General features: G+C 70.6%; 27 protein-coding genes. 13 read left to right on the forward strand and 14 right to left on the reverse strand.

The annotated features are described in order from the left end of the window. Positions 1-436 precede the first annotated feature (436 nt). Positions 437-916, forward strand: a complete 480-nt coding sequence (locus tag ACFWX1_RS42930; protein ID WP_378395649.1) for a cysteine dioxygenase — start codon at positions 437-439, stop codon at positions 914-916. Between the two features lie 7 nt (positions 917-923). Here the strand turns inward: ACFWX1_RS42930 and ACFWX1_RS42935 are convergent, their stop codons facing one another. The 6 genes from ACFWX1_RS42935 to ACFWX1_RS42960 all read right to left on the reverse strand — a co-directional run bounded on the left by ACFWX1_RS42935 (position 924) and on the right by ACFWX1_RS42960 (position 5,785). Continuing rightward, positions 924-1,928 carry an asparaginase gene (locus tag ACFWX1_RS42935; protein WP_378395650.1) on the reverse strand — a complete coding sequence of 335 codons (1,005 nt, stop codon included), beginning with the start codon at positions 1,926-1,928 and terminating at the stop codon, positions 924-926. A 59-nt stretch (positions 1,929-1,987) separates the two neighbouring features. Continuing rightward, positions 1,988-2,809 carry a class I SAM-dependent methyltransferase gene (locus ACFWX1_RS42940; protein ID WP_378395651.1) on the reverse strand — a complete coding sequence of 274 codons (822 nt, stop codon included), beginning with the start codon at positions 2,807-2,809 and terminating at the stop codon, positions 1,988-1,990. After that, entirely contained in the window at positions 2,809-3,198 is a 390-nt protein-coding gene (locus ACFWX1_RS42945; protein ID WP_378395652.1) for a VOC family protein, read from the reverse strand. Before ACFWX1_RS42945 ends, ACFWX1_RS42940 begins: the two co-directional genes overlap by 1 nt. A gap of 89 nt (positions 3,199-3,287) precedes the next feature. Continuing rightward, entirely contained in the window at positions 3,288-4,025 is a 738-nt protein-coding gene (locus tag ACFWX1_RS42950; RefSeq protein WP_378395653.1) for an FAD:protein FMN transferase, read from the reverse strand. Positions 4,026-4,027: 2 nt separating this feature from the next. Further along, positions 4,028-4,435, reverse strand: a complete 408-nt coding sequence (locus tag ACFWX1_RS42955) for an FMN-binding protein (protein WP_378395654.1) — start codon at positions 4,433-4,435, stop codon at positions 4,028-4,030. Between the two features lie 9 nt (positions 4,436-4,444). Further along, positions 4,445-5,785 carry a ferric reductase-like transmembrane domain-containing protein gene (locus tag ACFWX1_RS42960; protein WP_378395675.1) on the reverse strand — a complete coding sequence of 447 codons (1,341 nt, stop codon included), beginning with the start codon at positions 5,783-5,785 and terminating at the stop codon, positions 4,445-4,447. A gap of 146 nt (positions 5,786-5,931) precedes the next feature. On the opposite strand from ACFWX1_RS42960, the gene ACFWX1_RS42965 reads away from it, so the two are divergent. Both ACFWX1_RS42965 and ACFWX1_RS42970 read left to right on the forward strand, forming a co-directional pair. Further along, positions 5,932-6,708, forward strand: coding sequence for a response regulator transcription factor (locus ACFWX1_RS42965; RefSeq protein ID WP_378395655.1), 777 nt, complete (start codon positions 5,932-5,934; stop codon positions 6,706-6,708). Positions 6,709-6,713: 5 nt separating this feature from the next. Continuing rightward, the gene (locus tag ACFWX1_RS42970; RefSeq protein ID WP_378395656.1) at positions 6,714-8,132 is read left to right on the forward strand and encodes a sensor histidine kinase; all 1,419 of its coding nucleotides are present in this window, start codon (positions 6,714-6,716) and stop codon (positions 8,130-8,132) included. Here ACFWX1_RS42970 and ACFWX1_RS42975 read toward each other — a convergent pair. Continuing rightward, positions 8,101-8,772 carry a pyridoxamine 5'-phosphate oxidase family protein gene (locus ACFWX1_RS42975; RefSeq protein ID WP_378395657.1) on the reverse strand — a complete coding sequence of 224 codons (672 nt, stop codon included), beginning with the start codon at positions 8,770-8,772 and terminating at the stop codon, positions 8,101-8,103. The two genes, ACFWX1_RS42970 and ACFWX1_RS42975, sit on opposite strands and share 32 nt — an antisense overlap. An 81-nt stretch (positions 8,773-8,853) precedes the next feature. Between ACFWX1_RS42975 and ACFWX1_RS42980 the strand changes: the two genes are divergently transcribed. Continuing rightward, complete coding sequence (locus tag ACFWX1_RS42980; RefSeq protein ID WP_378395658.1) at positions 8,854-10,227, forward strand: PLP-dependent aminotransferase family protein; 1,374 nt, start codon at positions 8,854-8,856, stop codon at positions 10,225-10,227. A 242-nt stretch (positions 10,228-10,469) separates the two neighbouring features. On the opposite strand, the gene ACFWX1_RS42985 is transcribed toward ACFWX1_RS42980, so the two are convergent. The 3 genes from ACFWX1_RS42985 to ACFWX1_RS42995 are packed head-to-tail and all read right to left on the reverse strand — an operon-like array spanning position 10,470 to position 13,047. After that, positions 10,470-11,120, reverse strand: coding sequence for a hypothetical protein (locus tag ACFWX1_RS42985; protein ID WP_378395659.1), 651 nt, complete (start codon positions 11,118-11,120; stop codon positions 10,470-10,472). Further along, entirely contained in the window at positions 11,117-12,727 is a 1,611-nt protein-coding gene (locus ACFWX1_RS42990; RefSeq protein WP_378395661.1) for an alpha/beta hydrolase, read from the reverse strand. Before ACFWX1_RS42990 ends, ACFWX1_RS42985 begins: the two co-directional genes overlap by 4 nt. Beyond that, positions 12,727-13,047, reverse strand: coding sequence for a hypothetical protein (locus ACFWX1_RS42995; protein WP_378395662.1), 321 nt, complete (start codon positions 13,045-13,047; stop codon positions 12,727-12,729). Before ACFWX1_RS42995 ends, ACFWX1_RS42990 begins: the two co-directional genes overlap by 1 nt. Positions 13,048-13,197: 150 nt before the next feature. Between ACFWX1_RS42995 and ACFWX1_RS43000 the strand changes: the two genes are divergently transcribed. Then, on the forward strand, positions 13,198-14,295 hold the full coding sequence (locus ACFWX1_RS43000) for a D-alanine--D-alanine ligase family protein (RefSeq protein WP_378395663.1): 1,098 nt from the start codon (positions 13,198-13,200) through the stop codon (positions 14,293-14,295). Here the strand turns inward: ACFWX1_RS43000 and ACFWX1_RS43005 are convergent. Continuing rightward, positions 14,292-14,831 (reverse strand): DUF3515 domain-containing protein, encoded by a 540-nt coding sequence (locus tag ACFWX1_RS43005; protein WP_378395664.1) that lies wholly within the window; start codon positions 14,829-14,831, stop codon positions 14,292-14,294. The two genes, ACFWX1_RS43000 and ACFWX1_RS43005, sit on opposite strands and share 4 nt — an antisense overlap. 19 nt (positions 14,832-14,850) lie before the next feature. Then, positions 14,851-15,084, reverse strand: a complete 234-nt coding sequence (locus ACFWX1_RS43010; protein WP_378395665.1) for an Lrp/AsnC family transcriptional regulator — start codon at positions 15,082-15,084, stop codon at positions 14,851-14,853. A 138-nt stretch (positions 15,085-15,222) separates the two neighbouring features. Here ACFWX1_RS43010 and ACFWX1_RS43015 point away from each other — a divergent pair, with 138 nt between their 5' ends. Continuing rightward, on the forward strand, positions 15,223-16,179 hold the full coding sequence (locus ACFWX1_RS43015; RefSeq protein ID WP_378395666.1) for a thiamine-phosphate kinase: 957 nt from the start codon (positions 15,223-15,225) through the stop codon (positions 16,177-16,179). A gap of 42 nt (positions 16,180-16,221) precedes the next feature. After that, on the forward strand, positions 16,222-16,701 hold the full coding sequence (locus ACFWX1_RS43020) for a GNAT family N-acetyltransferase (protein ID WP_378395667.1): 480 nt from the start codon (positions 16,222-16,224) through the stop codon (positions 16,699-16,701). A gap of 39 nt (positions 16,702-16,740) precedes the next feature. Here ACFWX1_RS43020 and ACFWX1_RS43025 read toward each other — a convergent pair whose 3' ends face one another. After that, on the reverse strand, positions 16,741-17,898 hold the full coding sequence (locus ACFWX1_RS43025; protein ID WP_378395668.1) for a glycoside hydrolase family 27 protein: 1,158 nt from the start codon (positions 17,896-17,898) through the stop codon (positions 16,741-16,743). A 99-nt stretch (positions 17,899-17,997) separates the two neighbouring features. Between ACFWX1_RS43025 and ACFWX1_RS43030 the strand changes: the two genes are divergently transcribed. From ACFWX1_RS43030 to ACFWX1_RS43040, 3 genes are all read left to right on the forward strand, one after another. Next, entirely contained in the window at positions 17,998-18,519 is a 522-nt protein-coding gene (locus tag ACFWX1_RS43030) for a gamma carbonic anhydrase family protein (RefSeq protein WP_378395676.1), read from the forward strand. Between the two features lie 20 nt (positions 18,520-18,539). Then, positions 18,540-19,217: a uracil-DNA glycosylase gene (locus ACFWX1_RS43035; protein ID WP_378395669.1), complete on the forward strand. Its 678-nt coding sequence runs from the start codon at positions 18,540-18,542 to the stop codon at positions 19,215-19,217. Positions 19,218-19,301: 84 nt separating this feature from the next. Next, positions 19,302-20,090 carry an alpha/beta fold hydrolase gene (locus ACFWX1_RS43040; protein WP_378395670.1) on the forward strand — a complete coding sequence of 263 codons (789 nt, stop codon included), beginning with the start codon at positions 19,302-19,304 and terminating at the stop codon, positions 20,088-20,090. A 586-nt stretch (positions 20,091-20,676) separates the two neighbouring features. Here the strand turns inward: ACFWX1_RS43040 and rpmB are convergent. Continuing rightward, on the reverse strand, positions 20,677-20,868 hold the full coding sequence (gene rpmB, locus ACFWX1_RS43045) for a 50S ribosomal protein L28 (RefSeq protein ID WP_324162777.1): 192 nt from the start codon (positions 20,866-20,868) through the stop codon (positions 20,677-20,679). Between the two features lie 132 nt (positions 20,869-21,000). Between rpmB and ACFWX1_RS43050 the strand changes: the two genes are divergently transcribed. Genes ACFWX1_RS43050 through ACFWX1_RS43060 form a run of 3 tightly spaced genes read left to right on the forward strand, consistent with a single transcriptional unit; the run spans position 21,001 to position 25,267 of the window. Then, positions 21,001-22,599, forward strand: coding sequence for a DAK2 domain-containing protein (locus tag ACFWX1_RS43050; protein ID WP_378395671.1), 1,599 nt, complete (start codon positions 21,001-21,003; stop codon positions 22,597-22,599). A gap of 3 nt (positions 22,600-22,602) precedes the next feature. After that, positions 22,603-24,753, forward strand: coding sequence for an ATP-dependent DNA helicase RecG (gene recG, locus ACFWX1_RS43055; protein ID WP_378395672.1), 2,151 nt, complete (start codon positions 22,603-22,605; stop codon positions 24,751-24,753). Positions 24,754-24,757: 4 nt separating this feature from the next. Further along, a complete protein-coding gene (locus ACFWX1_RS43060; protein ID WP_378395673.1) occupies positions 24,758-25,267 on the forward strand; it encodes a GNAT family N-acetyltransferase in 510 nt (169 codons plus the stop codon). Positions 25,268-25,381: the final 114 nt, after the last annotated feature.

Genomic DNA, 25,381 nt, shown 5'->3' on the forward strand with positions numbered 1-25,381 from the left:
CCGTGTGTCTCTTTGGGCCTCCCGCGGCGCTGTGGGCGGGCGCGCGGGGGGCCGGCGCGGCCCCCCTGTGCGCCCATCGATGCACCGAAGGCGTCCCTCGGTGCGGCCAGCGCACCGAAGGCGTCCCTCGGCACCCACCCCGCCGCAAGCCGCACCGCACGCACCAAGCCGAGACCCCAGCCCACAAGCCTCACGAGTCACACGGGCCTCACGAGGTTCTCGAAAACTGCCAAAAACTGTGTCCAGCATCCGAGACGGGTTGACCGGGGCGTCCGCTGCTGCTGAGATACCCGGCATGTTCGTGCGTCGTAGGGCCGAGTCGCAGGGGTCGCCGACCCCGCGCCCCATGCTGCCCGCCGCGAACATGCTGTGTCCGTGTTGTCGGTGAACCCAGCCCCGGCCCGTAGACACCCTTCGCTTCCTCTGAGGACTTTTCATGTTCGCCGTTCCGGACAACACGCTGCTGCGTCCCGAAAACCCCGCCCTGCGCCATCCGGTGCGCGTCGCGCTGGCGTACGCCGCCGACCGTGATCGCTGGCGCCACCTCCTGCGCTACGACCCCGACCAGCGGTTTTCCGCCCTCGTCGACCGTGACGAGCGGCAGGAGATCTGGCTGATGAGCTGGCTGCCCGGCCAGCAGACCGACCTGCACGACCACGCGTTCTCGACCGGCGCGTTCACCGTGGTCAGCGGCAAGCTGCACGAAACCGTCGCCCGGCGCGCCCCCGGCGGACGCGCGGTGACCGAGCTGCACGCGTTGACGGCGGGGCAGTCCCGCGTGTTCGGCCCCGGCTACGTGCACCAGGTGCGCAACGAGGGCGTGGACCCGGCGATCAGCATCCACGTCTACCGCGACGGCGGCCGCGAGATGCGTCCCTACCACCACGACCTGCTCAACGGGCCGATCCAGGACTGAGCCAGGACTAGAGATCGCCACGCAGCCGGAACTGCCGCTCGATCTCCGCGCGGTCGGCGCCGACGGCGAGCAGCAGGTGCAGCAGGACCCGTGACTTGCGCGGGCACAGCCAGCCCGCCATCGTCGCGCCCATCGCGATCAGGCTCGACTCCGAACCACGAAATCCATACGTGGCACGGAAAGTCGTGCCCGCGCCGGTGCGCGACGCGATCACCACCGGGAGGTCGGGCAGCACCCGCTCGATGACGTCCGCGAGCCCGGTCGAAACGTGCCCGACGCCGCTCGCCGCGATCACGACGCCCTTCGCGCCCGCCTTGACCACGGTGTCGAGCAGTTCGCCGGTGTCCGCGAGCCCGGCCTCCAGGAGTGGCACGACCCCGATGAACCCGGCGTTGTCCACGTCCAGCGCGGGAACTCGCGGTGCGGACGGGTGGAAGTAGTGCACGGCGCCCTCGGCGACCAGCGCGAGCGGGCCCGCTGGGGCCGAGGAGAACGCTTCCACGTGGCTCGAATGCGTCTTCCGTACCCAGCGTGCCTCGTGGACGTCGTCGTTGAACGCCACCAGCGAGCCGCGGTGACGGCTGCGCGGATCGGCCGCGACGGTCAGCGCTGCCAGGAGGTTCGCCGGGCCGTCCGCGCTGGGCAGGCTCGGATTGCGCATCGCGCCGGTGATCACCACGGGGGCGTCGTACGGCCAGGTCACCTCGAAGAAGTACGCCGTCTCCTCCAGCGTGTCGGTGCCCTGGACGACGACGAGCCCGGCCGCACCCTCCTCAACCTGCTGGGCGCCCCACAGGCGCGTACGCAGCAGCGTCGCGAAGTCCATCGACGCGCTGGAGAGCCCCGCGAGCGTCTCCGCGCGGACGTCCATGGGCAGGTCGGAGCCGAGTTCGCCGAGCAGGTCGGTGGCGCTGAGCCGGGGGACGACGCCGTCCTCCCCGGCGGCTCGCGCCATGGAAATGGTGCCGCCCAAGGCGGCGACGGCGACAACAGGACGATCGGAACTCGGCATACCGAGCACCTTAGGAACAGCGGCCGCCACGCGAAAGGATCTTTCGGCGGCGTCCGTTTTCAGGCGATTTTCCGGGCGTCCAGTGTGTAACTCGCGGCGAGGCGCCGCGGCTCGTCACGCATTCGCCATTCACTGTCGTTCCCGCGCACCATCTGACCGGGCAGCGCGCACCACGGAGCGCTGTCGTATTCGGTGAACGCCGTCAGCGTGAGCCCGTTGTCCAGCAACGCGGTGATGATCTCGGCCAGTCCGTGATTCCACGAGTGCGTGACGCCGTTGGACAGCCGCGCGTCGGTCTCCACATAGGTTTCCGTCTCGTCGAAGACCAGCGGTTCGGCGTGCTCGAAGTACGGATAGCGGGGCCACGCGGGGTCGGCCGTTTCGTCCAGCGTCATCAGCATCGGATGGGCTTCCCGGAGGAACAGACGTCCGCCGGGACGCAGCAACCCGGCCACGATCCGGCCCCAGCGCGCGATGTCCGGCAGCCAGCACAACGCGCCGACACCGGTGTACACGAGGTCGAACGACTCCGCGCCGAACACGTCGAGCGCGTCGTAGACGGGCGCCTCGTGGTACTCGATCGCGGTTCCGGTCCGCGTGGCGAGCTCGCGTGCCTCGGCCAGCGACGCGGCGGAGAAGTCGAGACCGCTCATCCGCGCGCCGAGCCGGGACAGGGAAAGGGTGTCGGTGCCGATGTGACACTGCAGATGCACGCCCCGGACCCCGGAGAGATCACCGAGCCGCGAGCGGTCGAACCGCACGACATCGCTGAGGTGCGCGGGATCCGCGACGAACCGCTCGACGCCGTAGTCCTCCGACTTCGCGTGCATCGGCGCGCGTTCGTCCCAGTTCGCGCGGTTGACCGTCAGGTAGTCCGTCATCAGTTCTCGGGTCCTTCGGCGACTTCGGCCAGGCTGCGCAACACGCAGAACTCGTTGCCCTCGGGATCGGCGAGCACGGCCCAGCCGGTGCCGTCGGGATTTCGCTTGTCCGACACCAGTGTCGCGCCGATGCCCAGCAGCCGCTCGACCTCGGCGTCGCGCGGCCCCTCGTCCGGGCGCAGGCACACGTGCACGCGGTTCTTGACCGACTTCCCTTCGGGCACTTGGCAGAACACGAGGTCGACCCCCGAGGACAGGGACACCAGCGCTTCGGGGTCGCCGGGCCGGTCCTCGTCGGAGACCGGCCGCCCGGTGACCTTGCTCCAGAACTGGGCGAGCGCGTACGCGTCGGCGCAGTCGAAGGCCACGTTCTGCACAAAGGACGTCATGGAACTCCCCAAGCCGGAAACGGACGGACGTCGCGAGTGTGCCCGATTCGTCCGGCCACGCGCGATTCCTTTATCCGGTGGGCGGATGCTCAGGCCAGCGCGAGCCTGGGGGAGCGGTGCACCCGGCGGCCCTCGTCCACGATGAACACGTGACAGCCCGGCCGGTTGGCGGCCCACGCGATACCTTCGCCGCCCATCGCGAACGCCGCTGTCGCGAGCGCGTCGGCGGTCACCAGGTCCGCGGCCACCACGGTGACGCTGAGCAGGCCGGCGGCCGGGCGGCCGCTACGGCCGTCGAGGATGTGCTCTCCCCGCTCGTAGGCGGCCGAGGTCGCGACGGCGCCGTCGCGCGATGCGACGACAGCGCACACGTCGCCGGGCGCGTCGGGATGGCGGATGCCGACCCGCCACGGCCGCCCCGGCTCGGGTTCGCCGGACGTGACCACGTCGCCACCGGCGTTGAGGCAGAACGTTTCCGCCCCGAACGCACGCAGGATGTCCGCGGCGCGCTGCACCGCCCAGCCTTTCACCACCGCGCACGGATCGAGCGGGCACCTCGGCAGCCGCGCGGAGAACGCGCCGCCGGAGAGCCGCTCGTAGTAGGCACACAGCTCGAGCACTTCGAGCATGTCGCCGCTCAGGTCCCTTGTGGACAGTTCACCCCGGTCATAGCGGCAGACCTCGCTGCCGGGTTTGAACGGGCTGAACCGGTCGTCGACGTCGTGCAGCCAGGCGTAGGTCTTCTCGATCGCGGCGGAGAAGTCACCGGGGTCCCGCAGATCGAGCGAGACGGGCAGGCCCATCACCTGTTCGACGCAGCTGGCCATCGTCATCCCCTGGCGTCCAGCGCCGCCTGCAGCGACTTGATGTACGACTCGCTGGTCATGGTCGCCCCGGACACCGTGTCGATGTCCGCGCTCTGTGCTTGCAACGCTTCCTCACGCAGCACGGGGATCGCGCGCTGACCGCGACGGCTGCCGGGCTCCTGCGCGAGCTGGACGTCGGTGATCCGCTTGCCGGAGAACGTGACCCGCACCTGCACGGTGCCGTATTCGCTGCTCTCGGCGGAGCCCTGGACGGTGGCCGATCCCGAAGCGGACGAGCCGTTCGCCGAGGCCGATGTGGACGGTGCGCTCTGCGGCACCGCGGTGGTCGTGCCCATCGGCGACGGCTCGAACCGCCAGACCGCGATGAACCCGGCGATCGACAGCGCCACCACGAAAATGGTCTTCTTCACGGCTCTTCCTCACGCGGCCAGGCTGAAACGTTCGGCGTGCACCTGGGTGGCGGGAACGCGCAGCCGGCGAAGGCCGCGCAGCACCGCCGAGGTCATCCCCGGTGGCCCGCACACGAACACGTCCCGCTCCAGCACGTCGGGGACCAGCGCGCGCAAGCTCTCCGCGCTCAGCAGCGGCCCCTGTGGACCCTCCGCAGTGGACGGTCCACTGAGGACGTGGATCACCGCGCCGCGGGCCTTGGCGAGGGCGCGCAGCTCAGGCAGCAGCACCGCGTCCTGGGGCGTGCGCACCCGGTACAGCACCACGACATGCCCGGCGACGTCCTCCAGCAGCGCGCGGATCGGGGTGATCCCGACGCCGCCCGCGACGAGCAGCGCGTTCGGCCGCCGCCGGTGGATCGTGGTGAACGCGCCGTAGGGGCCTTCGGCGAACACCCGCGTACCGACCCGCAGCGAGCGCAGCGCGGCGCTGGATTCGCCGACCGCCTTCGCCGTCAGCCGCAGCGTCCGCCCGTCGGGCGCGGCCGAAAGCGAGAACGGGTTGGCCTGCCACCAGCGATCACGCGTCATGAACCGCCACAGGAAGAACTGCCCGGCCCGCGCCGGAAGCCGGTCGAGGTGCTTCCCCGTCAGGTACACCGAAACGACGTCCGGCGACTCGGGAACGACCGCGGTGACCCGCAGCCGGTGCCGCAGGTTCCGCCACAGAGGAAGCAGGACACGCCCGGCGAGCACCGCCGTTCCGGCGCCGAGCCAGAGCGTCCACCAGTACGCCTTCGCGAGCGGCGAGCCGGTGAACGACTGTCCGATCGCGACCTGGTGGGCGAAGGCCAGTAACACGGCCGCGTAGGTGTAGAGGTGGACGAAATGCCAGGTCTCGTACGACATCCGCCGCCGGGCGAACCGCGCGGAGGCCGCGCCGACGACGAGGATCAGGACGACCGCGACGATCGCGCGCAGCACGCCCTCCATCGTGTTCGCGAGCTCGACGAGCTGATCGGCGGGGCCGTGCTGTTCGAGCGCCGCGTAGCCGAACACGATGAACACCAGATGCGCGATCAGCAGCCACAGCACGCCGAACCCGGTCCAGCGGTGCAGCGAGGTCAGCCGGTCCATCCCGAGCCTGCGGTCCAGCCAGGGCAGCCGGGCGACGAGCAGCAGCTGGCAGGCCATCGCCAGCGCGCCGTACAGCCCGGCCAGCCTGCCGATGCCGATCAACACGCTGTCGGACGCGCCGCCCGCGACGAACAGGGCGGTGACGGCGACGACGTTGACGCCGAGGAACGCGAGCAGCCCGGCCTTCGCGGCGATCCGCGGGCGGATCGGCGTCCGGACTGGTACGGCCGTCATGGTGCTCACACGGATGCTCCTTCTCCTCGGTTCACGCAGGCCAGCCTCGCCGCCGAAGCTGTGGACGATCTGGGGAAAACCTGTCGGCTTCCTGTCGGCCGGGGCCTTGTGTCGCTCGCGAGCCGCCCGTCACGGAGGATGGAGAGGTGACAGAAGAGAGCCCGGTGCGCTTGCTCGTCGTCGACGACGAGCCGCACATCGCCGACCTGGTCGCGACGGTGGCCCGCTACGAAGGCTGGCAGGCCGTGACCGCCGGGTCCGGGCAGGACGCGCTCGCCAGGGCCGCCGCGTTCGGCCCGGACATCGTCGTGCTCGACCTGATGCTGCCCGACCTCGACGGCTTCACCGTGCTGGACCGGCTGCGCGAGAACGGCGACGCGGTCCCGGTGGTGTTCCTCACCGCGAAGGACGCCACCGCCGACCGGATCGCGGGGCTCACCCGCGGTGGCGACGACTACCTCGTCAAGCCGTTCTCGGTGGAGGAGCTGATGGCGCGGCTGCGCGCGGTGCTGCGCCGCAGCACCGGTGCCGTGCAGGCGCCGCGCACCGCCGTGCTGCGGGTCGGCGATCTCACTCTCGACGAGGACACGCGGGAAGTCCGGCGCGGTGACCGGCTCGCCGATCTGACACCGACCGAGTACGAACTGTTGCGGTATCTCATGCGCCGCTCGCCGACGGTCCTGACGAAGGCCCAGATCCTGGACCACGTCTGGGAGTACGACTTCGGCGGACGGTCCAATGTGGTCGAACTCGTCATCTCGCACCTGCGCCGCAAGATCGACGCCGACGCCGAACCGCTGATCCACACCGTGCGCGGTGTCGGGTATGTGGTGCGTGAGGGCGGTTGGAGGCAGCCTGGGCATACCCTCGCGAAGCCTGCTCAGGATGCCGACCGGGTGCGGGTGTCCCGCAAAGAACAGTGAACTGGATGCGACGGTGGTACGCCGCGTGGCGCCGTTCGCGGCTGGGCACGCGGCTCGCGCTCGGCCTCGGCGCGCTGGCGCTGGTGGTGTTCGCGGTGGTGGGCACGGTGACGGTCGGGATCATGCACGGCTATCTGGGCAGGCGGCTGGACGAGCAGCTCACCAAGAGCCAGGTGAGCCAGGTTCCGCAGCTGCGCGACGTCCACAATGCCCCGGAGTCCGCGTATTCGTGGTACTCGGCGGTGTACGACGTCCGCGACGGGGTCGCCACCCCGCGCCAGGGGAGCAGGTTGCCCGCGGACAGCAAGCCGTTGACACGCGTCGTCGAGGAGACCGGCGACGGCGAGCTGCTGCGGACGGTTTCCCTGCGCGGCCAGGGCGATTACCGGGTGCGGACCTGCCAGGTCGATCCCGGCGTCGTGCTGGTGAGCGCGGCACCGCAGGACGATCTCGACCGGACGGTCCGGCAGCTGGTGATGGTCGAGGTCGTGGCATTCCTGCTCGCGCTCGCGGTGCTCGTGGCCCTCGGACGGCTCGTGCTGCACCGCGGGCTCCGGCCCCTGTCCACGATGGCGGGCACGGCGCACGACATCGCCTCGCACGACCTCACCGCGAACGCCGACATCCCGGTGCGCGCCACCGGGGACGGCGGCGGCGCCGAGGTGCAGGAGCTGCGGACGGCGTTCAACAAGATGCTCGCGCACATCGATTCCTCGCTCGCCGCGCGCACCGAGGCCAACGAACGGCTGCGCCGGTTCGTCGCCGACGCCTCACACGAACTCCGCACCCCGCTGACGTCCATTCGCGGCTACTCGGAGCTTTTCCGTTACGCGGCGGCGAATGAGCCGGCCGAGCGCGAGGCGCATCTGGCGAAGATCCGTGAGGAGACGGCCAGGATGAGCGTGCTCGTCGACGATCTGTTGCTGCTCGCCCGGCTCGACGCGCGCGACGCCGAAGCGCCCGTGCGCCCGGAACGCGTCGAGCTGGCGGACCTGGTGAACGCCGCGGCGGACGCGTTCCGCGCCGGACGGCCCGACCATCCGCTGACCGTCGACTTCGGACAGTCCGGTGTCACGCTCGACGCGGATCCCGTGCGGTTGCGGCAGGTCCTCGACAACCTCCTGGCCAACACCGCGGTGCACACCCCCAGTGGGACACCGGTCACGCTGGCTGTAGCGGTGGACGGTGACGAGGTCGTCATCCAGGTCATCGACGCCGGTCCGGGTATCGCGCCCGAAGATCGGGAAAAGATCTTCGATCGCTTCTACCGCGTCGACACTTCCCGCACGCGGCAAGCCGGGGGGACGGGTCTCGGGCTCTCGGTGGTCCAGTCGCTGGTCGCCGCGCACGGTGGCACTGTCGGCGTCACCAGCGAGCCGGGCCGCACGGCGTTCACGGTGCGGTTGCCACGGCCCGGGCCGTGACGTGCTCGGGGACCGGGAAATCGGCGGCCAGATCGGCCGACGGCTCCGGCTCGCCGAAGACGGTGCGGACCGGCAGCACGCCCGCCCACGCCTTGCCCGCCACGATGTCCTCGTCGGCGTCCGCCGGGCCTTCGGCGCGCACCTTCACCGAAGCCTCGGTGAGGTCGAGCGCGAGCACGGACACCGCCGCGAACTCCTTGGCGTTGACGTCGCGCGCGTGCTCCCACGAACCGGGGGCGAGGTGATCGGTCAGCACCTTGAGGCCGTGCATCTTCGCGTCGGGCTCCAGCACCGGCGTCGCGGTCCCGAAGATCACGGCGCTGCGGTAGTTCATCGAGTGGTCGTTGACCGACCGCGAGTAGACGATCCCGTCCACCAGGGTCACCGTCACGCACACCTCGACGCCCGCGGCGGTGCGCAGGCTGCTCGCGCCGGTGGAGCCGTGCAGATAGAGCGTGTCGCCGTCGCGTCCGTAGCCCGTCGGCAGGACCAGCGGCGTACCGTCACGGACGACGCCGAGGTGGCAGATCAGCCCGTCGTCGAGCACCGAGTACAGCGTTTCCCGATCGGTGGCGCCGCGGTTCTTCTTGCGGCCGAGCGTGGTGCGGGGAGTGGACGAGAGCGGGGTCGAGCTGGTCATGAGACCAGTCTCTCGTCCCGAGTGGCCCTGTGAAATGTCCACTTCTCGTTATGATTGAGAGGTCCACTTCGGGAGGTCATCGTGTCCCATGCCGACACCGCGCTGCCGGTCAGCCTGGACCGTGACGCGCCGACACCGCTCGCCGTGCAACTGGCCGACGCGCTGCGCCAGGCGGCCGCGAGCGGGCATCTGCGCGGCGGCGACCGGCTGCCGTCGACCCGCGCGCTCGCCGAACGGCTCGGCGTCAGCCGCACCGTCACGTCGGCGGCCTACGAGCAATTACACGCCGAGGGCTGGATCGCGGGCAAGCACGGATCGGGCACCTACGTCACCACGCCGCCGAGCCACACCGTCGCCGACCGGCCGTCCGGTGCGCCCGTCCCGGCACCCGAGGCCGAGTCGTCGTCGCTGCTGGACCTCAGCCCGGGAACGCCGTGGGCCGACGGGCTGGACCGCGCCGCGTGGCGCCGGGCATGGCGCGCGGCCGCCGATCCGGCGCCGCTGATCCGCGCGCACCGGGCCGGGCTGCCCGAATACCGGACCGCGGTCACCGAGCACCTGCTGCGGCATCGAGGACTCGCGGCCGGTGCGGTGCTCGCCACCGGCGGGACGACGGCCGCCGTCGTCGAACTCGCCGTCGCGGTGCTGAAACGCGGCGATCTCGTGGCCGTCGAAGAGCCGGGCTACCAGCGTGCGGTGCAGGCGTTCCGGCTGGCGGGGCTTTCGGTGGTGGGGGTACCGGTGGACAGCGAGGGCCTGCGGCCGGACGCCGTGCCGATCGGGGCGCGCGCGGTGTTCTGCTCGCCGGCGCACCAGTACCCGATGGGCAGCCGGATGAGCGCCGCGCGGCGCGTCGAGCTGGTCGAACGCGCGCGGGCGGGCGGAATGCTCGTCATCGAGGACGACTACGACGGCGAACTGCGCTTCGACGTCGCGCCGCTCCCGCTGCTGGCCGCGCTTGCCCCGGATGTCGTGGCCCATCTGGGAACCACGAGCAAAATCCTGACGCCGACCCTGGGCGCGGGCTGGATGGTCGCCCCCGCGGAGGTGGCCGAAGCCGTGCTGGACTACCGCGAACTCACCGGCACGCGCCCCTCGCCCGCGGGACAACGCGTCGTCGTCGAACTGGCGCGCCACGGCGATCTGGGCCGTCACCTGCGGAAACTGCGTCGCGAACTGGCCGATCGCCGGTCACTGCTGGCGAACGCGCTGAGCAGCGCGGACATCCCGGTGCAGGGCGACGACGCGGGCGCCCACCTCGTCGTGCCTTTTGCTTCTGCTGCTGAGGAATCCTCGCGGCTGGCGGACGCCGAACGCCGCGGTATCCGCTTCGATGGCCTGTCGCGTCATTTCGCGGGCACCCCAACGGCGTACGGCGCCGCGATCGGCTATGCGGGCTGTACCCGGGAAGCCCTGATCACCGCGCTGCCGACGCTGGTCTCGTTGCTGCGCTGACGCGCTTTGCTACGGCCGCGGGGGAGCCACGGCGTGCCGTGAAGGCCTCCTTACCGGCGCTGACCGCTGTGAAGGAGGCCTTCACAGCGCCAGGCGGCGTCGGAGTTGGGCCATGCGGTCACTGCGCCGAAGGCGTCCCTGGGTGCGTTCGATGCGACGAGGGCGTCCCTCGGTGCACCCAACGCACCCAAGGCGTCCCTCGGCACATCCCGGCCCATTCGAGACGTGCCCTTTGATGCGGGTCAGTAGTGCTGCTCGTCGGTCCAATCCGTCTGATCGAAATCCTCGGTGTACTCGTCGAGCGCCGGACGTCGGGGGCGCTTTGCTTTGGCGGGTGTGACATCCGGTGTCGCTGGTGGTGCGGCGACGGTTTCCTCGGTTCCCTTAGAGCCGCCCTCAGCCTGCGGCGCTGGGGTCCCGTTGGGCCACACGCAAGTGGACGTGGCACCGATGTATAGCTTGCCCAGGTCGTTGGCTTTGATCGACATATCGAACGCGTCGGTGTTGTTGCGTGCGAACACGTACTGGTCTTTGGGCCTGTTATCCGTGAGAACCGTGAAACCGTGTGCTCTCCACCACTCGACAACGGCGTTGAAAACCTCAGGAAAACTGGTGCGGTCGAGGCCGACTATCTCGTAGTCGGTGGACAGTTCGAACCGCCCGCGAGGCCCTTTGTCGGTGGGATCCGCGCATTCGGAGCGGTTCTGCCAGTTCACCTTCCGCTGCGCCGTCGCGGGGAGCGCGGAGGACGCCGCGGTGATGTATTGCTCGATCCGGTCCTGAGCTTGTTTCTCGGTCATCGTGGGCTTCATATCTGCTCCACCTCCGGAGGAACATGCTGCGAGCAGCGCCGCGACGATGGCTGCGGCGGTTGCCCCGGTCAGACGCTTCACGAGGTCGGTTTCCCTGCGATGACTTGTCCGATGTTGTTCAGCGAGGGATTGCGGTCTTCCCAGTATTCGCTGTGGGCTTGTTCGCTGTAGCCGCCCAGATACGCGGGCCCGGCGGTTCCGGGAGCCGACGTGAAGGTCTGGCCGCCGAAGGCTTTCGCCGTCGGATCGGGGCCGAGAATCCGGTCCTCGCCGGGGCCCGCGCCGTCGGACAGCTCGAAGTTCGCCGTGTTGATGATGTCGTGCTGGGCCACCGTCGAATGGACATGCTGGCCGATATCCGCCTGGTCGACTCCGGTGAGGTGCAGATCGCTCGCGTGATCCACTCCGACGCCGGGACTGGCGACGAACACCAGCTCGTCGGCATTCAACCCGCCGTTGTGGGCGGCGAGGCCGACCACCGTGGTTCCGTAGCTGTGGCCGAGCACCGTGCTGTGTGCCGGAGGCCCCTGATGTGTTGCCCGCATTCCTTCCTCGAACCCCTGCAAGGAGGTGGTCGCGTTCTCCGCGTAGCCGCTGCCGATCGCGTCCCCCAAGCCGTTCGGCGCGTCGTAGCCGAGCCAGGTGACCACCGCGGTGGACGGTGACCCCGAGACCTCGGCGGCGTGCAGCATTCTGTCCGAGCGGCCCAGATCGGTCCCGATGTTCGCCAGGTCGGAACCGGTGCCGGGGACGTAGGTGGCGACGTTCGCCGCGGTGTCCGGATTGCCCGACGCCACGATCGCCTTGCCGTCCCCGCTGGTGTCCAGGCCCATGAGGAACGCTTGCTGCTGCCCGCCGGAGGCTTGGTGAAGGCGCTTGTCGATCTCCAGAAGACCGCGCAACTTGCCTTGTCCCTCCGGGGAGAGGTCGCTTCGAAAGCGGTCGATCTCGCGTTGCAGGACCGCGCGGTTCGCGGCGTCTCTGTCCACGACGGGGATGCCGTCGAGATTGCGGATCAGGTCCGGGTTGTCGCGCAGGATCGTGCCCTTCGCGGTGTCGGAAAGGCTCTCCCACCAGGCTTTCACCTCACCCGGCCTGGCGTGCTCCGGCGGCCCGATGACGGACAGGCCGCCTTGTCCGGCGCCGACCTCGGCGGCCTGGGCCAGGGTGCCGACGCCCTGGTCGGTGATCTCGCCGCGCATCGCGCGCAGCAGCACCGCGGCGAAGTCCGCGTCGACGTCGGCGGCGTGGCGCAGGATCTGGTCGATGCGGTCCGCCAGCTCCGCCTGCACGTGAGCCCGCGCCGCCGCGACGTCCGGTGGCGATGGGGGACCGGTGTGCGGCACCTGGACGATGACGCCGTCGGTGCCGATGGTCAGGCCGTTGCGCGCGGCCAGCTCGTCGGTTTCCCGGACGTACGCGGTGATCCGGTCCAGCGCGATCTGCACCTCGTGTGCCGCGCGCCGCACCGCGGACGCCTCGGTGACCCGCTGCTCGAGCCCGGAAACCAGCGAGCCCCCGCGGGTCCTGGCCGCGACGGCGGCGTCACTGGTCCAGCCGTCCAGTTTCACGACCGCGTGAAGATCCTCGTTGACGCCGACCAGCGTGGTGCAGCGCCGCCCCAGCGTGTCCGCGACTTCGCCGATGGCGCCGGGTTTCCAGCGCCGGACATCGCCCCAGGTGACCATCAGACCGGCCGCCTTCCGCCGGGCACCGGCACGGCCCGCAGGTCCCGTGCCGCGGCGGCGTCGTCGGCGCGGTAACGGCTGGCCGCGTCCGCCAGTTGCTCGCCGTACGCCTCCACGTTCTTCACCCAGGCGGGCAACTCCCGGCCCCACCGGTCGGCCAGCAGCCGCGCGGCCTCCGCCGACGCCCCGCCCGGCAGGCCGCGGCCGACACCCGCGAGCGCGCCCGCCAGGTCCACCGGCCGCACGCCGTCGGCGGTCCGTCTCGCTGCTCGCGCCGCTGTTTCGATCGCTTCGACCACCACCGCGTACCCGTCGCCCATCGAACCCCTCCCATGCGTAACGGCTTGATCACTGTATGACGTATCGGGCGGCAGTGCCGTTCCCCGCGCAACGGGAAGCCGTGCCGGTGCGTCACCCCAACAAGCCCGCTGATCCGAGGAGCAGGGAGCACGCATGTACGGTGACCGGCTATGAGCGGTGAAAAGATTCGGGTGGCGGTCGTGTTCGGTGGCCGGAGCACGGAACACACGATTTCGTGTCTTTCCGCGGGCAGCGTCCTCGCCAACCTGGACCCCGCGCGGTTCGAGGCGGTCCCGATCGGGATCACCCCGGAGGGTGGCTGGGTGCTCGGCAGCGGCGAGCCCGAGCAGCTGGCGATCCGCGGCCGCGAGCTGCCCTCGGTCGAGCAGGGCAAGGCGCTCGTGCTCGCGGGCGACCCGACCCAGCGCGAGCTGGTCATGCTCGACACCGGCGAGGCCACCGAGGCGCTGGCCGCGGTCGACGTCGTCTTCCCCGTCCTGCACGGCGCGTTCGGCGAGGACGGCACCATCCAGGGGCTGCTCGAACTCGCCGGGATCCCCTACGTCGGCCCCGGCGTGTTCGCCAGCGCGGCCGCGATGGACAAGGAATACGCGAAGAAGCTGCTCGCCGCCGAAGGGCTGCCGGTCGGCACCTACGCGGCGCTCCGCCGTGGACAGTCCACAGTGGACGAGGCGGACCGGGAACGGCTCGGGCTGCCGGTGTTCGTCAAGCCGTCGCGCGCGGGGTCGAGCGTGGGCATCAGCCGGGTCGCCGACTGGTCCGAAGTGGACGCCGCGATCGCGCTGGCCCGGCAGACCGATCCCAAGGTGCTGGTGGAGGCCGCCGTCGCGGGCCGCGAGGTCGAGTGCGGCGTGCTGGAATTCCCCGACGGCCGGGTCGAGGCGTCGCTGCCGGCGGAGATCCGCGTGCTGTCCGACGACGAAAGCGCCTGGTACGACTTCGAAACCAAGTACCTCGGCGACGACGCGGAGCTGGACATCCCGGCGAAGCTGGACGACGCGGTCACCGAGCGCCTGCGCGCCATGGCCGTCGAGGCGTTCCGCGCGCTGGACTGCCAGGGGCTGGCCAGGGTCGACTTCTTCGTCGGCGAGGACGGCGAGCCGACCATCAACGAGGTCAACACGATGCCCGGGTTCACCACGAAGTCGGCCTACCCGAAGATGTGGGAGGTCACCGGCGTCGACTACCCGACGCTGCTGGCCACCCTGATCGAGACCGCGATCGCGCGCGGCACCGGCCTGCGCTAGAACTTCAGCGGCCGGGCCGGCAGTTTCGCCGCGATCGTGCCGGAAATGTCCTGCAGCGGCCCGGTGCCCGCGGAGTCCGGCACGGTCAGCGCGGAGTAGACACCACGGTCGACGACGTACCAGGTCGCCGAGCCCTCACCGGGGACCTGGAGCCACTGGACGCCGTTGATCTGCCGCAGCGTCGCGGTCGGCGTGAGCTCCGGCGGCCGCTCGAGCCCGCAGCGGAGCACGATCGGGTCGGTGTCGCCCCAGGCGATCGTCGACGGCGGGGCGGGGTCGGCCAGCGTGCGCGGGGTGAGCTTCTTGCCCGCCGAAACGAGTTCGGCCGGGACCGCGCCCATCAGCGTCGCGCAGTCCGGGCTGCCCGCCTGCGGGGCGGGTACCGAGACCAGGGCGAGCGGCCCTTGCCCGGCGGAGGAGTCGGTCGCGGTGCCCTTCGTCAGCGCGAAGACCGCGACCGCCGCCGCCAGCGCGACAGCGAGCGCGGTCGCGATGTACAGCACCGCTTTCGGTGGTGCGCCGGTGTTGGAGTCCACCGGACCACTACACCACCCGTCAGAGATGGACCACCGGGCAGGTCAGCGTACGGGTGATGCCTTCCACGTTCTGCACCTTGGCGACGACGAGCTGGCCGAGCTGGTCGACGTTGTCGGCCGCCGCGCGCACGATCACGTCGTAGGGTCCGGTGACATCCTCCGAGCTGGTGACGCCGGGGATGTCGGAGATCTCCGCGGCGACCGCGGCCGCCTTGCCGACCTCGGTCTGGATGAGGATGTATGCGTGGACCACGGCGCGCCCTTTCGTCGGTATCGCTCGGCTCAAGGTAGGAACGTTGTCAGCAACGTATCCCCGGCTCCGGGAAAAACATAGGGCATCCGACTGTCGGTGATCGACATGTGTTGTGTGAGAAGAAACGGGAGGTGACCGGTGTCACCGGACGACGGCACGGTGGCGGGGACCGGCGAGTTCGCGCTGATCGACGCGGTGATCGCGGGACGGCGGCAGCCTGCGGCCACGCTGCTCGGCCCCGGCGACGACGCCGCGGTCGTCGCCGCACCCGACGGCCGCGTCGTGGCCAGTACGGACGTGCTGGTGCACGGCGTGCACTTCCGGCTGGACTGGTCCAGCCCGGAGCAGGTCGGCCGCAAGGCCGCGGCGGTGAACCTGGCCGACATCGCGGCGATGGGCGCACGGCCCAGCTCGCTGCTCGTCGGCATCGCCTGCCCGCCCGACACCCCCACCGAGGTGATCACCGAGCTGGCGAAGGGGATGTGGGCCGAGGCCGAACGTGCCGGCGTCGGCGTTTCCGGCGGGGACATGGTCCGCGCCGACCAGCTCGTGATCAGCGTCACCGCGTTGGGTGACCTCGGCGGCCGCGAACCGGTGACGCGGTCGGGCGCGCGGCCCGGCGACGTCGTCGCGGTGTGCGGCAAACTCGGCTGGGCGGCCGCCGGGCTCGCCGTGCTGGGCCGCGGGTTCCGGTCGCCGGTCGGCGTGGTCAACGCGCAGCGCTGCCCCGAGCCGCCGTACGAGGCCGGGCCGCTGGCCGCCGACGCGGGCGCGACGTCGATGATCGACGTCTCCGACGGCCTGCTCGCCGATCTGGGCCACATCGCCGAGGCGTCCGGGGTCGGCATCGACATCCGCACCGCCGATCTGGAGGTCGCGTCGCGGCTGGTCGAGGTGGGCACGGCGCTCGGCGCGGATCCGCTGCGCTGGGTGCTCACCGGCGGCGAGGACCACGCGCTGGCGGCGACCTTCCCGCCGTTCGGCGATCCGCCGGAGGGCTGGCGGGCGATCGGCGCGGTGACCATCGCGGAGTCCGGCGTCACCGTGGACGGCAAGCCGTACGAACACGGGTCGGGCTGGGAACACTGGCGCTGAGCCGGGCGGAAAGCCGGTTGCGCCCGTCTTTAGCCTTCTGACATGGACATTCGTGTGGTCCCGTACGACCATCCCGACGCCGTCAAGCTGATGGACGAGGTCCAGCTGGTCTACGTCGAACGCTACGGCAGTGAGGACGCGACGCCGATGGACCCGGCGGAGTTCGCTCCGCCGCAGGGGTTGTTCCTCGTCGGTTATCTCGACGACGTCCCGGTCGCGACTGGTGGCTGGCGGGCTCATGACGGCCCCGCCCCGTATTTCCGGCCGGGCGATTTCGAGCTGAAGCGTATGTACGTCGTCGAGGCGGCGCGAGGTCGCGGGTTCGCGCGGGCGATGCTGGCCGAGCTGGAACGCACCGCGGTCGCCGCCGGGCGGAAACGGGCCGTGCTCGAAACCGGCGTCAAACAGCCCGAAGCGTTGGCGCTGTACGAATCCTCGGGCTACTACGAGATCCCGAAGTTCGGCGTCTACCGCTGTGAGCCCGAGAGCGTCTGCTACGCCAAGGACCTCGTCGGTCCGTGAAGGACTCCATCACTACCTTCAGCGCTGTGAAGGAGTCCTTCACGGACGGCTGAGCCGGAGCAGGACCACCGAGTGCGGGGCGACGGTGGCGGAGACGACGTCGGTGGCGCTGCCGGTGTCGGTGTGCTGCCACAGATCGCGGACCCGCCAGGTGCCGGGCACGGTGGCCGAGATCGGCGCGGGCGTCGTGCCGGTGTTCAGCAACGCCACGGCGAATCCGCCGTCGGAGGTCGGTTTCCCCCACACCTGGGCGTCGCCGGAGGATGACCAGCGGCGTCCCTGGCTGTGCGCGAAATCCTGGTCGAGCGCGATCACTTCGGGATTGCGCAGCGTCGCCAGGTTCGCCGCGGTCAGCTTGTCCGGGGCGGCTCCGGCGAACAACGGCGCGTTCAGCAGTGCCCACAGGCTGAAGTGCGCCCGGTTCTCGTCCGGGGTGAGCGAGCCGTTGCCGACCTGGAGCATGTCCGGGTCGTTCCAGCCGCCCGGGACGCCGGTGTACCCGGCGACGTCCGCCTGCTGTCCGAGCACCGAGAGCACCGACGCCCAGTCCGGCGAGAGGTCGTTCGTCGTGCGCCAGAGGTTCGCCACCGAGCGTGCCCAGGTCCACGGGCGGGACGCGCCGTATTCGGAGATCGCGTAGAGGATCGGGCGGCCGAGCCGGGCGAGTTCGTCACGCATCCCGGTGAAGGCGGCTTTCCGGTCGAGACCGTCCACAGTGTCCGCATTGCACCAGTCGTACTTGAGGTAATCGACACCCCAGCGCGCGAACAGTTCCGCGTCCTGACGTTCGTGGCCGAGCGAGCCGATTCCGGTGGCGGGGTAAGCGTTGCTGGCCATCGCGCAGGTCCGGCTGCCCGGCACGGCGTAGATGCCGAACTGCAGGCCCCGTGCGTGGACGTAGCCGGCGAGCGCGGCGATCCCGCCGGGGAACCGCACGGGATCGCCGCGCAGCGAGCCGTCGGAAGCTCGCGTCGGGGCCTGCCAGCAGTCGTCGACGACGACGTAGCGGTATCCGGCGTCGCGCATTCCGGTCTTCACCAGTGCGTCGGCGGCGTCGCGGACGACCTGCTCGGTCAGTCCGTAGCAGCCGACCTGGTTCCAGCTGTTCCAGCCCATCGGCGGCGTGGCGGCCAGTCCGTTCGCGAGCGCGGGCATGGCGCCGACGGGCCAGAAGAACGCGGCCAGCACCAGGAGCACGAGCGCGATCCGCGTGCCCCGGCGCTGGTTTCTCGTCTTCGCGGCGATGCCCGTGATCCAATCGCATCGTTGGTGAAACCGCTGTATCCGGAGGAACGCATGCCGATCTACGCGCTCGGGGAGCTCGAACCGACCATCCACCCCGATGCCTACGTCCACCCCGACGCCACGGTCATCGGCGACGTCCGGATCGCCGCGAACGCCTCGGTGTGGCCGCAGACCGTGCTGCGCGGCGACCACGGGTACATCGAGATCGGGGAGCGCTCCAACATCCAGGACGGCTGCGTCGTGCACTGCACGCGGCGGCATCCGACGATTCTCGGGCCGTCGTCGGCGGTGGGGCATTCCGTGCACATCGAGGGCGCGACGATCGGGACGGGTTGCCTGATCGCGTCCGGGTCGGTGGTGCTCAACGGTTCGGTGATCGAAGACGGCGGCATGGTCGGCGCCGGTGCCGTGTTGTCGTACGAATCCCATGTGGGACAAGGGGAAATCGCGCTGGGTGTGCCCGCGAAGACGCGGCCGAACTCCTCCTTCGGGCCGGAGCAGATCGCGCAGGTGGTCAACTCCTACGTCGAGCGCGCGATCCGGTTCCGGGGCGAGCTTCGGCGCCTCTCCTGAAGGCGCTAAGCTCGCGCCCCGTGACCGGACGACCGCTGCACGAGATCATCGAAGCAGGCTGGGCCGAGGCCCTCGAACCGGTGGCGCCCCAGGTCGCCGCCATGGGGGAGTTCCTCCGCGCGGAGATCGCCGCCGGGCGGACCTATCTCCCGGCGGGGGAGCACGTCCTGCGCGCGTTCAAGCAGCCCTTCCACGACGTGCGGGTGCTGATCGTCGGCCAGGACCCGTATCCGACGCCGGGGCACGCGGTCGGGCTCAGCTTCTCGGTGGCGCCGGACGTGCGCCCGATCCCGAAGAGCCTGATCAACATCTACAAGGAGTACTGCGAGGACCTCGGCTATCCGCCGCCGTCCAACGGCGATCTGACGCCGTGGGCTGACCAGGGCATCCTGCTGCTCAACAGGGCGCTGACGGTGCAGCCCGGCAAGTCGAACTCGCATCAGGGCAAGGGCTGGGAGCAGGTCACCGAGCAGGCGATCAAAGCGCTCGCCGCGCGCTCGGAGCCGATGGTCGCGATCCTGTGGGGCCGCAACGCGCGGAACCTGAAGCCGATGCTGGGCAACGTCCCGTGCATCGAGTCGGCGCATCCGAGCCCGCTTTCGGCGCACAACGGTTTCTTCGGTTCGCGGCCGTTCAGCCGCGCCAACCAGCTGCTGGCCGAGCAGGGCGCGGCGCCGGTCGAATGGAAACTTCCGTAACCTTGTGTCAAGGAGCGGGCGTCGGTTCCGACCTCTGGGTGAACGGCGGCGTTCGAGCCGCTTCCCTGTTTCCTGGAGGACCGCATGACCGAGGTTTCGACCGTCGTTTCCGCTGACGGCACCAAGATCGAGTACGACCGCCGTGGCGCCGGGGCGCCGCTGATCCTGATCGGCGGCGCCGTCAACGACCGGACGACCGTCGCCGGGCTGGCCGAAGCTCTGGACGGCTACACGACGATCGCCTACGACCGGCGTGGCCGGGGCGACAGCGGTGACGCCGAGACGTACAGCGTGGACCGGGAGGTCGAGGATCTCGCCGCGCTGATCGAGCACGTCGGTGGTTCGGCGCACGTGTTCGGGCATTCCTCGGGTGCGGTCCTGGCGCTGGAAGCGGCTTCGCGAGGCCTGCCCATCGACCGTGTCGCGGCGTACGAACCGCCGTACATCGTCGACGGCAGCCGCCCACGGCCCGCCGACGACCTCGTGGATCGCGTGCGTGCGGCGCTGGACGCGGGGGATTGCGACGAGGCCGTGACGTTGTTCCTGGTCGAGGGCACCGACACGCCTGCCGAGGTCGTCGCCGGGATGCGGACCGCTCCGGTGTGGGGCTGGTTCACCGCGCTGGCGCACACGCTGCCGTACGACCTGACGATCTGCGGCCCCGGCAACCACCTGCCCGCTTCTCTCGCGGAGATCAAGGTGCCCACGCTCGTCATCGGCGGGGGTGCGAGCCCGGCGTGGATGCCCGCGGCCGCTCGCGCCGCCGCCGAGGCCGTGCCGGGCGGGGTGTACCACACACTGGAGGGCCAGGACCACGGCGTGCTCCAGCACCCGAAGACCCTGCTCCCCCTCCTCACCGACTTCTACGGCTGAACTGCGCCGCCGACACGCCGTGAAGGCCTCCATGCCAGCACTCAGCGCCGGTAAGGCCTCCTTCACGGCGCTCAACGCTGTGAAGGAGGCCTTCACGGCCCATCGAGCGGTGGGCGTGCGGGCCGCAGCCTGATGCCACGTCCTGAACGCTCCCCTCGAGACGCTCAACGCCCCGACCGGCGCGTTCGAGACGCCGCCGCGCCGCCGCTGGGGGGCCTGAAAGCCGAGGGACGCCCCCGGTGCGTTGGATGCACCGAGGGACGCCCCCGTCGCACTCAACGCACCCAGGGCGTCCCTCGGTGTAACTCGCGGAACTACGAGAGCCACACGGCCCCGATGCTGCGAAAGCGCTTCAACTCACCCAGCGCGCCGAAGGCGCCCTTCAGTACGCCACATGCCCTGAAGGTGCCCTTCAGGGCACGGGCAGGCAGTGGTGAGTTAACAGCAGAACGTGACCACGGCTGGGGGTCCAGGGGGCTTGCCCCCTGGCGGGGGTTTGGGGGGTTCGACCCCCAAAAGACACGGGAGCCGAAAAAAATGGCGAGCGCTCTACGCGAGCACTCGCCATTCAAGCCTTTCGGCGACCCTACCCGCGCACGACCTTGCCCGCCTTGATGCACGAGGTGCACACGTTGAGGCGCTTGCGCTGGGACAGACCGATCTTCGCGTGAACGGTCTGGATGTTCGGGTTCCAGCGGCGGTTGGTACGCCGATGGGAGTGCGAGACCGACTTGCCGAAGCCCGGCCCCTTGCCACAGACGTCGCACACGGCAGCCACGTCGAACTCCTTTGAATCTGGGACGTAGAACGGCCCAGATAACCCCTGGGCAACTCGACCATAGTAACTAGTGGTTTCCGGGGCCGTCGCACCGGGTCGCTACCCTCGCGGGGACCAGCGAGGAGGTTACGGGTGCGGGTGCTGGACGTGGCGGCGGTGTCGGCCTGGTCGGCGGCCTGTGTGCACAGTCTCGACGGGCTGCGGCCGGCGATCAACGGCATCAACGTCTACCCGGTGGCGGACTCCGACACGGGGTCCAATCTCCTGCACACGATGACCGGCGCCCATCGCGCGCTGGCCGACGCCGGGCCTGCCACCGCGGCCGAGGCGCTTGCCGTGCTCGCGCAGGGCGCGGTCGCGGCCGCGCGCGGGAACTCCGGGGTCATCATTTCCCAGGTCGTGCGGGGTCTGGCGGACTGGGCGGCCGACGGCGGGGAGCTGGACGGGCCGGGGCTGGCCGCGGCGCTGGTGCACGCCGACGAGGTGGCGACCGGGGCGGTGAGCCGTCCGGTGGCCGGGACCATGATCACCGTCCTGCACGCGGTCGCGACCGTCGTGCGCGGCTGCACGGGTGATCTCGCCGAGGTCGCGACGGCGGCCGCCGGGGCCGCGGCGGCCGCGCTGGAAGAGACGCCGAAGCAGCTTCCCGCGCTGGCCAGGGCCGGGGTCGTCGACGCGGGCGGGCGGGGGCTGGTCGCGGTACTCGACGCGCTCGCCGGCGTGGTCACCGGTACCGCGACCGAGCACGAACACGCTCTGGAGGCGATCACGTCCCACGCCCCGGGTGAGGTCGCTTACGCGTGGGAGGTCATGTACCTGCTCGACGGCGTCGACGAGGCGCGGCTGCCCGCGTTGCGCAAGGAGCTGAGCGGCCTCGGGGACAGCGTCACGGTGGCGGGGGACGGCTCGGGCAGCCACGCCGTCCACGTGCACTGCGCGGACATCGGCGCCGCGATCGAGGCCGGGATCGAGCTGGGCAGGCCGCGCCGCATCCGGGTCGAGCCGCTCGTCACGCCGACCCCGATCGAACCGGGTGGCGGGCTCGACCGCACGGTGGTGGTGGTCGTCCACGGTGGCGCGCTCGCCGAGGTGCTGCGCGCGGAAGGCGTCGCGGTGCTGGCGGTGCCGAGCGGCACCACGCCGAGTGTCGAGGAGATGATCGGCCTGCTCAACGAGGCCGCCGGGCGTCACGTCACGGTGCTTCCGGGCGGTGCCGAGCTGACCACGGCGGCGGACGCGGCGGCCGGGCACGCGATGGCCGCGGATCGCGACGTCGTGGTGATCCCGTGTGCCTCGCCGGTGCAGGTGCTGGCCGCGCTGGCGGTGCACGATCCGGCGCGGCGCACGAACGACGACGTGGTCGCGATGGCCGAAGCGGCGGCGGCGACCAGGCGTGGCGAGCTGCGGATCGCGCTGGAGGAGTCGCTAACCTGGGTGGGCCGGGCCCAGTCCGGCGATCTGATCGGCCTGGTCGACGACGAGGTGGTGCTCATCGAGCCCGCGGGTGGCGTGGTGCCTTCGGACGGCGATCTCGTCGCGGCCGCGATGAAGGTGCTGGGCCGCATGCTGGCGGTCGGTGGTGAGCTGGTGACCGTGCTGACCGGGGCGGACGTGCCGCCGGGCGTCGCCGCGGAGCTGGCCGAGCAGCTACGGGTGGAGCATCCCGAGGTGGAGTTGACGAGTTATGCCAGTGGCCAGGCGGGCGCCGTGCTGCTGATGGGGGTTGAGTAGACCATGGCAGGGCTGCGCGACAAGCTTCCGCTGTTGCTGGGCGCCAAGACGGCGAAGGCGCTGTCGACGGCGTTGGACATCGAGACAGTCAGCGATCTGCTGCGGCATTATCCGCGCCGCTACGCGGAGCGCGGCGAGATGACCGACATCGCCGGGCTCGAACTCGGTGAGTACGCGACCGTGCTGGCGCGGATCGAGAAGATCAGCAAGCGCACCATGAAATCGCGGCGCGGCACGATCCTCGACATGGTGATCACCGACGGGAAACGCCGTCTCGCCTGCGCGTTCTTCAATCAGGCGTGGCGGGAGAAGGAGCTGGCGCCCGGGAAGACGGGCCTGTTCTCGGGCAAGGTCACCGCTTTCCGCGACACGCTGCAGCTGGCTAATCCCGAGTACCAGTTGCTGGAGCCGGAAAACGAGGCCGAGGCCGTCGACAACTTCGCCGGCGCGATCATCCCGGTGTACCCGGCGGCGGCCGGGATGCCGTCGTGGTCGATCGAGAAGTGCGTGCGGCAGGTGCTCGACGTCCTCGAGGTCGACGAGGACCCGATGCCCGCCGAACTGCTGAAGCGGTACGGCCTGAGCGAGCTGGAGCCCGCGCTGCGCGGGATCCACCGGCCCGAAAGCTGGGCGGCGCTGGAGAGCGCGCGGCAGCGGCTCAAATGGGACGAGGCCATGGCGGTACAGCTGATTTTCGCGCAGCGCAGGCATTCCGCGGTGTCGCGTCCGGCGAAGGCGTCCCCGCACACCGACGGCGGAATCCTGGACGCCTTCGACAAGCGGCTGCCGTTCGAACTGACCGACGGGCAGCGGGAGATCGGCGACGAGATCGCCGCGGATCTGGCGACAGAGCATCCGATGAACCGGCTGCTGCAGGGCGAGGTCGGCAGCGGGAAGACCGTGGTGGCGCTGCGCGCGATGCTGCAGGTGGTGGACTCGGGGCGGCAGGCCGCGATGCTCGCGCCGACGGAGGTGCTGGCCGCGCAGCACGCGCGTTCGCTGCGGGACATGCTGGGCGATCTCGCGCAGGCGGGGGAGCTGGGCGGGGCGGAGAACGCCACGCGGGTCACGTTGCTGACCGGGTCGATGGGGGCGAAGGAACGCAAGAAGGCGTTGCTGGAGACGGTCAGCGGCGAGGCGGGCATCGTCGTCGGCACGCACGCGCTGATCCAGGACACCGTGGCGTTCGCCGATCTGGGCCTGGTCGTGGTCGACGAGCAGCACCGTTTCGGCGTCGAGCAGCGGGACGCGCTGCGTTCGCGGGGTGCCGAGGGGACGAGCCCGCACGTGCTGGTCATGACGGCGACGCCGATTCCGCGCACGGTCGCGATGACGGTGTACGGCGACCTGGAGACTTCCGCGCTGCGGCAGATGCCGGTGGGGCGTTCGCCGATCAAGACTTCCGTGGTGCCGGTCGCGGAGAAACCCGCGTGGCTGGACCGGGCGTGGCAGCGGGTCCGCGAGGAGGTCGGCAAGGGACATCAGGCGTACGTCGTGTGCCCGCGGATCGGGGACGAACCGCCGTCGGACAAGACGGACCGGCCGCCGCTCGCCGTGCTCGACGTGGCGCCGGAGCTGGAACACGGACCGCTCAAGGGATTGCGGATCGGCGTGCTGCACGGCCGGATGCCCGCCGACGAGAAGGACGCCGTGATGCGGGCGTTCGCCGCGGCCGAGCTGGACGTGCTGGTGGCCACGACGGTGATCGAGGTCGGCGTGAACGTGCCGAACGCGACCGCGATGGTGATCATGGACGCCGACCGGTTCGGGGTCAGCCAGCTGCACCAGCTGCGGGGCCGCGTCGGCCGGGGGAGCGTGCCGGGGTTGTGCCTGCTGGTGACCGAGACGCTGGACGGTACGTCGACGCGGGAGCGGCTGGCCGCCGTCGAGTCCACAACGGACGGTTTCGAGCTGTCGCGGCTCGATCTGGAGCTGCGGCGGGAGGGCGACATCCTCGGCGCGGCCCAGTCCGGGAAGCGGTCCACGCTCAAGCTGCTTTCGCTGCTGCGGGACGAAGAGGTGATCGCCGACGCGCGGACGTGCTCGCAGGCGTTCGTCGAACAGGATCCCGAACTGAAGAACTTCCCCGGCCTCGCGCGTCTGATCGCCGACGTGGTGGACCAGGACCGGGTCGAATACCTGGAAAAGAGCTGATGTCGTGCCGGATCCGGTAATCCGCGAAGCCACCGTCGCCGACGCGACCGCGATCGGATCGGTGCACGTCGCCTCGTGGCGGGTGGCCTACGCCGGGGAGGTGTCCGATGACGTCCTCAGTGGACTGTCCATCCTGGACAGGGCGCGGCAGTGGGAGGAAGTCCTCGGCGCCGCCGAGCCGCGCGGAACCGTGGTCGTTCTCGAATCGGCGGGCTGGCTGGGCGGGTTCGCCGCTTTCGGCTCTGCTCTCGAGGACTCCGGTGGCCAGCTGTACGCGCTCTACGTCGATCCGCAGCAGTGGGGCCGGGGCTTCGGACGTCTCCTGCTCGACGAGTCCGTGACACGCCTGGCCTCGGCGGGGCACGCCGAGGCCGTGCTCTGGGTCCTGGACACGAACACCCGCGCCCGTACCTTCTACGAACGCGCGGGCTGGAAACCCGACGGCGCCACGAAAACCGAGGAACTCCACGGCGCCTCTCTGCCCACGGTCCGCTACCGCCGCCCCCTGCCCTGACCTGCCGTGAAGGACTCCTTCACAGCGCTCAGTTCCGTGATGGCCCCCAAAACCGCGCCCAACGCCCGGCGAGGGGGCGGGACGGCCGAACACCCCCGCGATCCCACGCGCTGT

Source organism: Amycolatopsis sp. NPDC059021 (assembly GCF_042739895.1).
In the GTDB taxonomy this organism is placed as follows: domain Bacteria; phylum Actinomycetota; class Actinomycetes; order Mycobacteriales; family Pseudonocardiaceae; genus Amycolatopsis.